The organism is Spirosoma agri, from assembly GCF_010747415.1.
Taxonomy (GTDB): domain Bacteria; phylum Bacteroidota; class Bacteroidia; order Cytophagales; family Spirosomataceae; genus Spirosoma; species Spirosoma agri.
In genome coordinates this window covers 865,401-879,698 of record NZ_JAAGNZ010000001.1, presented here as the reverse complement: position 1 = coordinate 879,698, position 14,298 = coordinate 865,401, and the positions used below count along the sequence as shown (strand labels likewise).

The window sequence follows — 14,298 nt, the reverse complement described above, 5'->3', positions numbered from 1 at the left end:
GATGCATAAATTCATCTGATGACCGATCGCAGCAGTTACCGGCTCGTTTGTCGCCACTAATGACCACCCATACAAAGCTGATTGTATCCATGTCAGAAACGCATTGATTTGCATGACAATTCACACCACACCCTAATGGCCTGGACCTCCAATCAACAGCACCAGTTACTTTCGTTAGTTAACCAACGCAATGAACGAGAACGACTTACCCGTTTTTTAGCCGACGCCGAAGCCGTGCAAACCAGTCAACTGGCGAAACTGGCTATGCTGACCGATCAGCTGAGTCAGGAGCAACGGGATGTCGATCAGCTAACGGGCCTGAGTTGGCGTACTATCTACTACACGATTCTCCAGCGAAAGCAGGAACAGCTGACAAACGAAGAAGCAGAAGTCGCTCAACTTGAACTTGCCTACGGTACAGCGACTGACGAACTCCAGCAGACAAGGCAGCTTATCGAGACATACAGCCAGAAACTTACCGCCTACGCATCGGTCGATCGTGATTACGAGGCTCTGATGGCCCAGAAGCGAGCGGTCATTCAGCTGCGTTGGGATAGTATCGGTCGGCAGTATGACCAACTCGTGGCTGACGTTGAAGCGGCCGATCGTCAGTTCATCGAAGCGCAACAGGCATTCAGAGCTGGCCGACTGGCGCTCGATGAACTTTACAAAACGAACACAATGCTCATGGATGCCCAGCACATTGGCTATCTGGATCTGGTGGGCCTGACGTTGGCATCCTATGCCAAATTGAAGAAGCTGGACGACGTTCGGGCGCAGACGTTTGCGTTACAGCAGGCACTCTACCAGTTCCAGCGGGAATACGCTGATCTGGGTTACGAACTGCGACGGGAGGTCCACATAACCGGCTGGTATCTGATCGGCGATGCGTTCTTCGATAATGCGTTCAGCGATAGAATCACGCAGACGCGCATCGAGAATGCGCTGGATGCTTCGGAAGAAGTGCGCCAAATTCTGATCCCGGTCGTTAATCAGCTTGCCAACCAGATCGGTCCGTTCAAGGATGCACTGGCCACGAAAAGTTTAGCCCTGCAAACGTTCCTCGAAGAAGTTTGACGCAATCTAGTACTTTGCCACTACAACATATTACGAGTTTTAATCCGCTGCCTGGCTAATCCGCGAATGGGTCAAGGCTCGTGATAAGTTTCCAGGCTACCAGTATAGTACTCGGTATTTTACGGCACCGTACAGTCGCCAATACACGGCCACAAAGGGAGTAGCCAGTGTTGTTGTGACGGTTTGTATCAAACTTGCCGTATTGGCTTCCTCGGACAACCGGTGCCAGATATGGTTTGCGGATACGATCCCCCACATGCCAAAGCCGACGGTTGAGGTAATGGCGCTACCCGATAACGTACCAGCAACACCAAACATCACCCCCAGGACAGCGGCATACTGTTCAAGCATCAAACTCCGGTCGGTGGCAATGCGCTGTCGGAACAGTTCAGGATGCCGCTTGAACAACAGGGCATCGTAGCGATTTTTCCGCTCATTTGTCAAGGGGGTGTACCACGGCGTTTCGCGCATCGGGTGAACCACAATGGCCTGTGGACACTTGCTGATGGGGATGCCCGCCTGAATGAACTTGAATTGTAAATCATTATCTTCGTGCCAGGCCAGATCAAACGCTTCTTCAAAACCGCCTACCCGCTCGATGGCCGATTTACGGCAGAAACAGTTGGCCGAAATAAACTCACTCATGTCTAGGTAAGCCGTTCGGGCATTTGTCGGCGTTGTGTTCGTGGTGAACCTCAAACATAACTGGCCCGTCATGACCTGCGCTCCACGCTGGAAACCCGTCAGTGCCGATAAGAGCCAGTTGGAATCGGGCAAACAATCGTCGTCGGTAAAGGCGATTACGTGGCCCCTTGCGGCCCGCCAACCCCGATTGCGGGCCGCAGCAGGTCCTTTCGGCTGCGGTTGGCCTAAGTAGCGAATTTCAAGCGGTCCACCTGATCGGGCGATCTGTTTTGTTAGTAAAGCAACAGCCGTTGCCGTTTCGGGCGAATTTGCATCGTCCACAACAATGATCTCATACTGGTCGCGGGGGAGCCGCTGCTGAGCCAGTGCCTCGAGGCAAGTAAGAAGTAGAGCCGGTTGCTGACACGTTGGTATCACCACCGAAAAATCGGGTAGCATAGAGGAAGCGAGTTTAGCTCATTTGATGCATAATTAACGCTCGGCAACGTCATGACCAAACGCGCCCTGAACAACGGTGATTTACTGGTTTTCAGTGCTTAACAAAAAAACTGATAAAGCCGTTTATGACTTCCTTGCTAACCAATCGAACGGTAACTAAAAATATACTTATTACCCAAATTTGTGACGACAATTTAGTGTATGAGACTAAAATAAAGTACTGGATACACACCACAATTTTTGCGCCAGTTGTGGCTAACGTAGTATCCGGTTTACACGTATCGATGCGCTTAGTTCAGTTTTGTGCTTTAAGAAGAATTGATAAGACGGGATTCTGTTAGTTTTGTCGAATACTTTACAACCCGACTACTATGATTGCTCTCATCACCGGCGCAACCTCTGGCATTGGCCGTGCTACCGCCGAAGCCTTTGCCGACCTCAACTATCGGCTCATTCTGTGTGGACGTCGGCAGGAACGGTTAGACGAACTACAGGAAACGCTCAGCGCAAAAACGCCTGTGACTACCCTCAATTTCGACGTACGGACCTGGGACGAAGTGGATCACGCCATCCGCACCTTACCTGATGACTGGAAAACGATTGACATCCTGGTGAACAGCGCCGGCAATGCACATGGTCTGTCGCCCATTCAGGACGGTGACCCAGCCGATTGGGACCAAATGATCGACGGCAATGTTCAGGGCCTTCTGTATGTGTCGAAAGCAGTGATACCGGGCATGGTTGAGCGGAAACGCGGCCACATCATCAATATCAGCTCGATTGCGGGGAAAGAAACATATGCTAATGGAGCCGTTTACTGCGCCAGCAAAGCGGCCGTCGAAGCCTTAAGTACGGGCATGCGACTGGATCTCACTCAGCACGGCATCAAAGTTACCAACGTTGCGCCGGGGGCTGTTGAAACCGAGTTTTCGGTCGTGCGTTTTAAAGGAGACACCGAGCGGGCGGCCAACGTATACAAGGGCTTCACCCCTTTGACACCGACCGATATAGCCGATACAATTGTTTATGTGGTAACCGCTCCTGCTCACGTCACCATCGCCGATATTACCATTTTAGCCAGTGCTCAGGCAGCAGCTACAACGATTCATCGGAAGTGATTTTTGTCTGATCAAGAAGCTTACTAATTTGCGTTAAGGACTGATTAACAACGAACTATTATAGTAAAGAAAAGTAGTCTAACCGAAAACCGACCTAAAATTTATCTTTTCTCCGATGTGAGAAATCTGAATCTGTTTCGAGCGCGTATGTATGTGCGATAACACTTTTCTTTTCGCGGGCTGCTCTTTCGGGAGTGGCCTATTTTTTTGCCCCTCTTGTAGTAGCGGCACCTCTTTGATAAAAAAAGCCCGGATAAACCGGGCCCCTCCTTGGTAGTGTACATTAACACAGTGCCCACACACAGGCACAATTGCCTAACCCCGTGTGCGAGTTAAGTGTTTGTGCGCAAACGATTTCCGGGCCATACGCGACCATCTTTTCGATGAAACGGCTCCGATCAGGGCACGTTGTAATCTACGGTTACCTGGTCCAGCGTTTTAGCGTATTTGGTTATCACTTCGTTAAAAAGCAGGAACTCGCCATTACTGACACCATCAGCCGACTCTTTATTGACGATCGGTTCATTTTCGTAGGAGTTACCTGCTCTATGCGATGTAGCCTGCGCCTTGAACAGTACGACTTCGCCGGATAGTGTAGCAGTTATGCGTATTTCGATAGGCTCCTTTATCGTCTTAAACTCAGCAATAAGTCGGTATTCGGTCACGATTGTACCATCCTCCTGATTGGCGATCTCAATATCAAAACCGGCTTCTTCGAGGTACGATTGCACCGACTCAAACAGTGCCGAATCAGCCAAGCTGGTGGTCAGTTCGATCGCATCGGCATCTTTGGGTATCTTCTGCGCTTCGGCGACCAGTGAAAGAACCAGCAGATTAAAAACAAGACAGAGAAATAACTTCATCATCGTGTGCATAAGCAATGTATGGATAGCCGTGTACGTGGCATTAGTAACCAGCTTTTACCGAATCGTCCCGGTCGTGGAGAAACAAAAAACGCCCGGCCAATCTGCCCGAGCGTTTTGATACCCACCGTAACTTGTAAATGACAAAAATAGAAAAAACGTCGAATGTATTGCTGAGCTACGGGGATTAGGGAGCACTCATCTGTAAAAAAAGAAGCTAACAATATCAAGTTAATCAAAGAGGATACATGTATATAAACAGTAACTTCAGGAACGACTACAGGTTCGTAAGCCATCTATAGAGTCACCGTTTGTTGACCAGCTTTCAGGGGCAACGCCTTCCCTTTCCAACGGAGTGTCCCGGTCACGTTGGTAGGTAGCGTAACGGTGCCCGTCAATCCGCCCGTCGCTGTCTTCTGGAATTGTACCGCAATGTCGCCGAGTGGATGCGGCATCCGTCCATTAACCGTCGTTAAATTGCCCAGATACGGCTCAATCCGAACGGACTTAAATCCTGGCTCTGCCGGTCGAATGCCACAGGTGATCGATAACAGTTCGTAGAGTGGCGATGCGCTCCAGGCGTGGCAGTCGGAACGGGTTGGCTCGGGGTTTTCGGCAAAAGTGGTCAGGCCAATAGCCAGCATGTCACGCCAGGGCTTCAACTGGCTCACAAACTGATCACCAAGGCCCGTTTTCTTCAACGCTTCGAACAGATAGAATTTAAAATAGAACGTAGCTTGGGTTAGCGAATCCGGCCCGCCCTTGGGATCGGCCATGACCTTCTGTAACAGGGCCGCTTGCTGAGCAGCTGGCACGGCATCGGTCAATACGGCCAGAATATTGGCGTGTTGGCTATAGCTCGTCTTGCCAGCCTGTCCGGCAGGAACGATGGGCGTATCAGCCATTAAGCCCCGACCAGCATCCCAGCATTGCGCATATACGGCTTTATTTAGCTTACGCCCTAGTTCGCGGTAATGTTCGGCCCGTTCGTTCTGTCCGTAGTGTGCCAACAGATCACCCGCCCGAAAATAAGTGTATGCCTGTTGAAGCGACAAGATACTCGATCCGCCCTTCCGCGCACCCGCCGGAACACCACCGGCTGTTTCATCTTTCGCATTCTGCCACGTCGACCAGTCAACGAAGTTCCACCACTCCAGCGGACCGTTCAGCCCTGTTTTGGCAATTCGCTGTTCGTGCCAGTTCAGCACGCCCAGTATGCCCGGCAGCATCGACTTCACAAATGCGTCGTCCTGCCGATGCATCCAGTAATCGTGAATCATGCAGACCCAGAACAGCGAAAACGTTGGAATAACCTGAAAATCGGCGGAAGGGTAACGGCTTTGGGTCAGTCCATCATTGAACCGGCTATGGTCATAATCGGCAATGGCTTTCCGCATCAGTCGATCATCGCCCGTTACATACAACGAAATCAGCGATTGAATGCGGGTGTCGCCCGTGTATTGCAGTTGTTCGTAGTACGGACAGTCGTAATAGTTTTCGCCCGCACAAAGTTGCGCCGTTCGCCAGCCGACATTCCAGATCGCTTTCAGGGTTGTATCACTGGTTACGACCTGCGCCTTTTCCTCGAATGGATAAGCCGTGTACTGCCCGATCAACTCATCCAGCACCAGCGATTCGCCTTTGGTCTCAACCGTCAGTTGCAGATAGCGATACGTTCGAAACCACAACGGTCGGAACGTACGTTTACTACCGCCATCGGCAACAAACTGATCATCGAAGCCGCGTAGTGTCCGCCCTTCCAGTTCGTTCCGGTTTCCTTTCTGGCCTTTGCTGTCAACCAGTGCTTCGGCGTAGCTCAGTGTTATGGTTGCCCCTTTTCCCTGAGAAACGGTCAGTTCAGGATAGGCATTGGTGAGGTATCCCTGATCCAGCAGAAAAACGGCTTTCGTATTCGTTGAAATCGTCACCGGCGATTTGCCCTGTAGAAAGGCGTTATCCATTTTACCGTGTTCACTCCGCCGAACCGTAGTCAGCCGGAGGGGTTTCTCGGTCATCATCGGAATTGTTCGTGGCACCAGTCCCCAGTTCCCATCGGTGCCCAGACCGCGTGGCTTGGCCGGAAAATTAAGCGTTTTGGCCGCAACCCAGGCTTTATCGTCAAAACTCGGCTGCTCCCACCCCCACGGGTACGTTGCCGCATCGACCCGATCCCCATCGCCCACCACAATATAGGTACGCAGTTTAGGAATATCGTTTTTAATGGGTGAGTACGCCGGATTCTGGAAAATTTTCCACGTAGCGTCCGTGTTGACTACTTTTTCGGTATCGCTGTCACCCTGTACCAGAAACCCGAGCTGGTAACTCATCTGCGCGAAGGGAGCGCCCTCACCCATGTACCATACCTGTGCCGCCAGCACATTTCGCCCTGCCTGTAAATAAGGAGCAAGATCAATCGTTTCGTAATTCCAGTTTTGTGTATCGCTGCGGGCGGGGCCCATCGCTACCGATTTGCCATTTACAAAGAGCCTATAACGATTATCGGCCGACACGTGAACTACAAAGCGCGTTGGTTTCTGGGCCAGTTCGACGGTTTTGCGAAAATGAAAAACGCCGTATTGCCGCGACGGAGCGGTAGGGTGCAAAATCCAGCGGGCTGTCCAGTATTGGGAGGTCCAGTCGGGAGGTGGTGTCTGGGCCCAAAGGAGATTGGCGAAGACCAGCAACCCTACAACTGGTAGCAACGAACGATATACTCGGAAAAGAACAGTCACACGGATACGATTTTTGACAAAAATACGACTTCCGCCCGTTTTACGACTGATACCCCCTGAAGTAAAGTAACAGTTCCAAACCGTTGTTTCTAAACTATTGCTAAAGAGTTGACCGGCAGATTACCTGACGATATTCTTCAATAATGAGCTACTGCGTCGTGTGTACCCGGTGATGAGCACGGGGGCAAGATACCGCATGTAAACTACCAACGAGCCTGTACCGACCTAAACGAATCACACGTGGATGAAAAAAGGCAGAACTAGTGATGTAATTCAACACACATGAATCAATACTAGTTGATACGATCATGATTAGGTCTTAATTTTGGGGTAACTTCATCATGCAGGATGCTTTGTGGAGTAGTTTAACCGCGGCCCGGTAGCTTGTAACAGAGCTGCCGGGTTTTTACTTGTCGGATTAGCCAGCCTCACTTGCTGTAAGCTAAACAAATAGGTCAAGCCAGAAGACGCATTTACGTTGACCGCGTACCCTATCTGAACGGAACAGAAGCGCATTGCTGACTGCCCGGGAGGTCATATCCTACTATATGTCTAGTCACATGTATTACAGGCATTCATCTGTAATCGCCCCGAATATGGACAGGTGTAAGCGTTAAGCTAGATTTATTTATTCCCACTATTTCTGCTACGCTGATAGCGGCCGTTATGTCAATTACCGCAGTCCGACCAGCCCGAACAACAATGTATTTTTTTCGCTCATTACCACGTATTGCCTGAACGATGGCATAACGCCCACACCACTGACGAGTCAGTGGCGTTTTACCTGATCTGGTGATGTAGTTGAAATCACCATTTGGTAGTGTTCCTTTGCCAAAATGGATTGTATCGCCAACAACTATTACCAGCCCATTGCGCAACGTCAACGGGCTATCTAGCTTTTCGCCATATAAAGCGGATTGTCCATACGTGCCGGTTATACTGATAACCAGAAGCAGAAAGAATAACTTCATCAGAAGTAAGTTAATGAATGGCTTTCTCCAACTAAGGCCCGGCCAGCCAGTCAGGCAAGCAGTGGCAGCGAAACCGTAAACTGGTTGCCTGTTTCCAAAACAATAGACTGGGGTAACTGCATCTGGTACACGCTCTCCCAACGCCATTCGATAAGACGCGGGTGTTCTTACACGTTAACGCACTGACAACTAATATCCTGCGATTAACATCAATCATACTGAACTGTTTTGCCTTTCTATTGGTCCGCTGATTTTTTACCGGGCGATGCTGATGTACGATTCATATTGACGGACTTGTTTTTCATATTCCGGCTGCTTTTGATCGTTTTCTTATCAGTGGCAACTACCGGCAAAGGAGCCGGGCGGCCACTCTGACCGCTGGCTCCATCATTAGTCGCGCTACCATCTGAACCGTCTACCGTTGCCCGGCTCATCGCATTTGAATTCTTCGGTGACCGTCCATTCATTTGAGAATTGGCTGGCTTACCGGTTGCAGCCGCTCTTGGCGTCGTTTGTGCCTGTACGCTGAAGTGGGTCATCAACATAACCAACGCAACAGCAGATAGCATTCTAGTTTTCATAGCCTGATATGATTGAAATTCTCCCCTTAGAACAACGATTATGACGAGTTTGGCTACAACTAAGCCTACAACTGATTGTATGGCTTCAACAGAAAGTCTTTGTAAGTTTTATACAGCTAGACTAAAATAGCTACAGCGCAGACTGAGTAGCTTTTGCAGGTATGCACTTTACGGAGGAGTAAACACAGTGCATACTGTCGTTGTACCTAAAAGCAAAAAGCACTTAACATTGCTGCTAAGTGCTTGATTTCTAGTGTGGGAGTTGAGGGATTCGAACCCCCGACCCTCTGCTTGTAAGGCAGTATAACTTAACAGAAAATAACTACTTAACTTATTGATTTACAGAGATTTTTTGTAAATTTCTACACAAATTTTTTATAGGTACAACAAAGTTTTTTATATTTGTTGTACCTAACGTTGTACCTCGAATGATTAGGTACAACAAATGGCAAGGACTACTGAATTTAAAGAAGGTAAGGCAACAGTAAAGATCATATATCGCACTCATAAAGTGTTACAAGATGGTTCTCATCCGTTCTGGTTACGCATTACAAAAGACCGTAAAAGCAAGTTTGTTGCAACTGGTTTGAGCTTACACCCTAAGTACTGGAACAGCAAATACACTGGTTACAAGGAAGCAATAAGGCGTAGTTATACGGAAGAACTTCGCAACGACCTTATTACAGAATTAGAGAATTGGGAGAAAAAGTATAGTCAAGCTGCTAGTACACTGTCTATGGCCGATGAACAGCACGATGCGAAAGCAGTAGCCAATAAAGCCGTAGAAAGCCGCAAACAGATTCGTAGCATTTCGCTGTTAGCTTACATAGATGAAATAACATCGACTATGGTTATAGCCCGTCAAAATGGTAACAGTACAATCTATAGGGATCTTAGAAACCAACTTACTGACTTTATTGACGGTGTCTACAAAAAGGAGGATTTAGCCATTAGTGAAGTTACTGTTCGATTGTGTAATCAACTGGAAGCCTTCTTTCGTCAGAGAGGAAATTCGGATACAACCTTAAGCAACAGATTCAGGACTTTACGGGCTGTTATAAACAAAGCTATTGCTGAAGGTGTAGCCAAACCAGAACACTATCCTTTTGCTCGAAGTGCTGCTGACAAACATAAATTTAGTATAGGTAAATTCGATACCTCAACTCAGAAACGCGCTATTAGTCGAGATGACATACGGAAAATCGAAAATTTTACGCCGATCGGATTATATTCTGCTGATGATTTCAAAGGTAAACGCAATGCGATTGCAATTGCTAAAATAAAGAACTTAGCGGAGACTGAACGACTAAGTCTTTCAAAACATGTATTTCTGTTTTCTTTCTACTGTGGAGGCATCAATTTTGTCGATTTGTCTAAACTTCGTTGGCACAACATTAGTACTGATGCCGAAGGGTATACCAGACTAATCTACATTAGACAGAAAACTGGCGGAAAATTCACAATTCGCTTAATCCAATCTGCAGTTGCCCTTATCAACGATTACAGACAATCGACATACGTTAGTCCCGACAGTTATGTATTCCCTATCCTAAGCATTGGACAGCATAAAACCGAAACACAGATTAATAACCGATTGCATAAGGTGTTAGGTCAAGTAAACAAAGATCTAAAGGTTTTAGGGAAACGAGTCGGCATTGAAACTCCACTAACGACATACGTAGCCCGACATTCCTTTGCCACTACATTACGACAAAAGGGTACTAGTACTGCTGTTATAAGTCAGGCAATGGGTCATAAAACCGAAGCGGTTACTGCCATCTATCTGGATTCGTTTGCATCTGAAGCAATTGATTCTGCTTATGAAGCATTATTGTAACCATTTATATGAAATAGATATAATTAAACTTTGTTTTGGTTCATTATCGATCACATCTATGATTAAAACTATTTTGCTAAGCCTACTTTAACTATTTTTAACCTAGCTCCAAGACAAATACAAAGGTGGCTAACTCATCACTTGAACAAAGACATAAGTAAGATATTTCACTCTATTAATAGTTATTATGACCAAATTCAAAAATTTACAGAACTTTGTATGATTTTTTTGATTTTGCTTGAGTAATTTTCTATAAAATGTAAAGATTGCTTATTGAACATTTTAAGAATAATATATTGCAAAATCTTTTAATACAAGAATAATATATAAAGTAGTTTATAAACTACCTCTATAAGATTCTGTTTACTTTTAAAGTTGGGGAACTATCGTATGTGAAATTCTGGTTGCACATAAAAACGGAAGAAGGTACAAACAAAAGAAGATACAAAGTAGGAAATAAAACTAGGAATAGAAACGGAAAATTGATTAGGCTACTTTATTAGGATAACGAGAACGGATAAGAGATAACAGGACAAAATAGCAGGTGAAGTAACGGGATAACTACAAGTACAATCATCACAATTATTTTAACGCAATTTATGCAATGCGGCTAAAAATTTGGCCGTTGTGGGAAATTTATTTTAAATTACTATGGAAATTTCAATCAATTCAACTATTTCAATACCAACTGAAATACAGAAGTCTGTTTCAGATCTTTTATGTAATTTTTCGATCAATAGTGCAAATCGAGTCAGTTCTACGGACAAAACTATTCCTTTAATCAGTCTAACTACAAAATGCAAAGACGATCAAGGGAAAACTATAAAATTACACTTAACTGTAACAGAAATAGCCCACCTAATTCAATTTGGTTTTCCACGGAGTCAGCACATGACTGACTATTTACCAAACAAATTTAAAGTTAATTCAAGAAATAGTTTTGGTTATGTATGTTGGAACCAGAGTATTAAAGCTATTGACGGAAAAGTTGATATAACAAAGATTTCTGGTTACGTGTGTATTCGCTTTTATGGTTTAAGTTATAAGACCAGTAGACAAATGCAGTCGATTGTAGCTAACGATCCATATACACGTTTGACCTATACATATAAAAAAGGTTCAAGTCTAGTTATAATAGTAGAAACTGGATGTCAAGACGAAATAAATGAAAAAAATTATTCGAAAAAGGTAGCAAGCCATTACCAATCATTAATGCCAATTAACTCTGCATTACTTAAAATTTCGATAAGCCGAGGTTTTAGTGTTTGCCATAATCCAAATGTACACTACAACCCAGTGAGTAAGGTCATTACTTTATTTGATGATAATGAACCCATTGTTAAGGAAATCAAAGAGATGAGGCAACCAGTTTTAGAAGACGCACCAGTTGAGAATACACTGAGTTTAATTACTTCAACGAATAACCAAAATCATGATGGTAGTTCATTCGATGATGAACGAGAAACTGCTTCTGTATTAAGTAGCATATTTAACATCTACAAGTGGCATAGTAACCATTATGATACAAAAACAAGTACAGAGATTTTAGTTAAACCTAATTCTAATAACAAAGAATTGATTCAGATCAGTTTTGGAAGAACAGAAGGTAAAAAGAGAGAATCAATCAATTTTGAATACGACTCAATAAGTAAGGCAATCATAATTTGTAGCAATAAGGTAGGAGAACCTAACTCATCAAAGGGTCATAGGGAGGCAATTGATCATCCTGAAGTTAACGTATATTTAGTAGCGTTATTAGAAACTGGTCAGATACCACAAGGAGAAGTTCAACAACTACTCGAAATGAAATATAATCGTAAAAACAGAACTATTCGAAATACGATAACACGGATTATTGCTGACCAATCGATTCATAAAAATACTAGCGGCAAATCAGTTATAGTGGCAAAACGTAGTGATGGCAATAAACATTACTTGTATCTAAGCCAAATTGATTGATGTTCTTCGGGAATTGTAATGGCAATTCATAAAACTCTGTGTTGCCATTACTCACTTAAAATGTTTAGACTATTCGTTCAACTATAAGTATAGCTTCATCCCTGCTAGTTGCTGTAATCATTCTACTAGCTAATTATTACTTACTAATTTGAGCAATGAAAGCCATAGTACCAGAAAACTTCAATCTTGAAGAGCATTTAGACCAGTATCCACCCAATTTTTACGGAATTTCTAATTTTAATAGGGATCATGGACTGTATTGTTTGAGCCAGATTATTATTGCCCCAGCTCAGGATCATGAACTACTTGACAACATGGACATCACTAAAAACTTCACGCCATTATATTCTAATCGATTGCAGGAATATGTCCACAGTTACCGGCAGTATATAGACTACTTCATCAGTACGCATGTAATTGAATCAGATAATTATTTCATCCGCGGTACTAACAGTGATAAAGCAAAAAGTTACGGATATAGGTTTACTTTTAAATTTAGCAGTGCTGAAATAAAGACGGTAGATTACAGTAAAAATTTCGTCAACATTCTAAAGAAAAAAGATAAGAACAAGTTTACTGAATTGAAGCCTAATTATGGGCACTTATTAAGAGATCTATGGCCGGTCTGTTCACTATCTATTGATCATCAATCTGCATTAAAAGAGGCCGAACGGAAACGTACTATGTTACTTCTCCATCCTGAGCTACGTGAAAAAAAGTATAACAAACGGAAGCATACAATTGAGGTGAAAAATCCAATAACGCAATACAACTGCAACAAAGTGAATATAATTTCTTTATCTATTGGCCATACTCATTTTTCTGTAGATGATAAAGGTCAAAGACTCCATACCGCATTAACGAATATGTCCAGCCAAAATAGAAAATTTATAACCTACAAAGGTAACTATTTAACGTCCATTGACATCAAGAATAGTCAACCCTATTTTATAACAGCCCTGTTCAAGAAGGAAATATACATAGACGATAAAAAAACGATCAATCTGTACAAAATCAACAAAGATCTGTATTCCACCGTTGAATCTGTGCTATTTCCAGATGGTCTGATGAGTTCGGATGATTTCTTCGGAAAGTTTACCAATCATGATGTTATTCAGTATAAGTCGTTGGTTAGTGGAGTGGATGACAATCCATCTGATTTGTACCTCTACATGAAGGATGAATTTAAAAAAATGGGTATCGATTACAACAGTAGAGATGAGGTAAAACAAGTTGTGATTGAGATTTTATATACTGCCAATCAGTATTCAACAAAATCGAAGAAATGCTTTCAAACGCTTTTTCCAACAGTTGACGCCTTATTACGTCAGTTCAAACAAACTCAAAAAGAAGTATTACCCTGCCTACTTCAATGTATCGAGTCCTATATGGTACTTCAAGTCATAACGAAACGATTTGCCAAACAACATCCCAAGGCACCCATATTCACCATTCATGATAGTGTAGCCACTACAGAGCCCTTTGTGAAACCATTGCAAACTATCATGTATGAAGAATTGATGGCTTTTACTGGACTACCACCTAAATTAAAATTGGAACGTTGGCATCCAGACAAGTTTGAATAGAATTTGTATCTGTCAAAACTCTAAAAAGTTGATTTAAGACGTTATATGTGCTTAAATGATATAGTTATCCATTTAGGTAGAGATAATTGCCTGTAGCTCAATTGTGGATGTTGAAAAGGTATCTACTGTTGAAATAACATAACTGTTCAGAACTTATACATTGAATTGAGCTACTAAAAGAAGTTTGTTCAATGCATAAGTTCTAATTTATTTTTACTAGTTACAAAATAAAAGCTAAAATAAGATTTGGTTTAGACTAACTGGTTGTTAGGAAACTGATAATGGTAATAATTAAATCGAAGATAAAGCTGCCACTACCGTTACTAAGAAAGCATTCTAGTTAATAATGAAAACTATCTTATACGTGAGACAAATTATGAAAATTTAAAATGAACTATTTTTTAAATTAAATTAGTGAACACTAGTGAATAAAAAGAAATAAATAAACAGAATTAAGTAAAAATATACTGAAAGATTAGTAATTGATTTAT

General features: G+C 43.7%; 10 protein-coding genes. 5 read left to right on the top strand and 5 right to left on the bottom strand.

Features of this window, described 5'->3' with window-relative positions; translation table 11 throughout:
• Positions 1-135 precede the first annotated feature (135 nt).
• Entirely contained in the window at positions 136-1,077 is a 942-nt protein-coding gene (locus GK091_RS03680) for a hypothetical protein (protein WP_164035260.1), read from the top strand.
• A gap of 96 nt (positions 1,078-1,173) precedes the next feature.
• Here GK091_RS03680 and GK091_RS03675 read toward each other — a convergent pair whose 3' ends face one another.
• Complete coding sequence (locus tag GK091_RS03675; protein WP_164035259.1) at positions 1,174-2,160, bottom strand: glycosyltransferase family 2 protein; 987 nt, start codon at positions 2,158-2,160, stop codon at positions 1,174-1,176.
• Positions 2,161-2,531: 371 nt separating this feature from the next.
• Between GK091_RS03675 and GK091_RS03670 the strand changes: the two genes are divergently transcribed.
• Positions 2,532-3,278, top strand: coding sequence for an SDR family NAD(P)-dependent oxidoreductase (locus tag GK091_RS03670; RefSeq protein ID WP_164035258.1), 747 nt, complete (start codon positions 2,532-2,534; stop codon positions 3,276-3,278).
• Between the two features lie 398 nt (positions 3,279-3,676).
• On the opposite strand, the gene GK091_RS03665 is transcribed toward GK091_RS03670, so the two are convergent.
• From GK091_RS03665 to GK091_RS03650, 4 genes are all read right to left on the bottom strand, one after another.
• Positions 3,677-4,144 carry a hypothetical protein gene (locus GK091_RS03665; protein WP_164035257.1) on the bottom strand — a complete coding sequence of 156 codons (468 nt, stop codon included), beginning with the start codon at positions 4,142-4,144 and terminating at the stop codon, positions 3,677-3,679.
• 293 nt (positions 4,145-4,437) lie between these two features.
• The gene (locus tag GK091_RS03660) at positions 4,438-6,825 is read right to left on the bottom strand and encodes a family 78 glycoside hydrolase catalytic domain (protein ID WP_394351873.1); all 2,388 of its coding nucleotides are present in this window, start codon (positions 6,823-6,825) and stop codon (positions 4,438-4,440) included.
• Positions 6,826-7,448: 623 nt separating this feature from the next.
• Positions 7,449-7,844 (bottom strand): hypothetical protein, encoded by a 396-nt coding sequence (locus GK091_RS03655; RefSeq protein WP_164035256.1) that lies wholly within the window; start codon positions 7,842-7,844, stop codon positions 7,449-7,451.
• A 236-nt stretch (positions 7,845-8,080) separates the two neighbouring features.
• Positions 8,081-8,425, bottom strand: a complete 345-nt coding sequence (locus GK091_RS03650) for a hypothetical protein (protein WP_164035255.1) — start codon at positions 8,423-8,425, stop codon at positions 8,081-8,083.
• A gap of 445 nt (positions 8,426-8,870) precedes the next feature.
• On the opposite strand from GK091_RS03650, the gene GK091_RS03645 reads away from it, so the two are divergent.
• The 3 genes from GK091_RS03645 to GK091_RS03635 all read left to right on the top strand — a co-directional run bounded on the left by GK091_RS03645 (position 8,871) and on the right by GK091_RS03635 (position 13,807).
• Positions 8,871-10,262: a site-specific integrase gene (locus GK091_RS03645; protein WP_164035254.1), complete on the top strand. Its 1,392-nt coding sequence runs from the start codon at positions 8,871-8,873 to the stop codon at positions 10,260-10,262.
• A 651-nt stretch (positions 10,263-10,913) separates the two neighbouring features.
• A complete protein-coding gene (locus GK091_RS03640; RefSeq protein ID WP_164035253.1) occupies positions 10,914-12,221 on the top strand; it encodes a BT4734/BF3469 family protein in 1,308 nt (435 codons plus the stop codon).
• A gap of 155 nt (positions 12,222-12,376) precedes the next feature.
• Positions 12,377-13,807, top strand: coding sequence for a hypothetical protein (locus tag GK091_RS03635; protein ID WP_164035252.1), 1,431 nt, complete (start codon positions 12,377-12,379; stop codon positions 13,805-13,807).
• Positions 13,808-14,298: the final 491 nt, after the last annotated feature.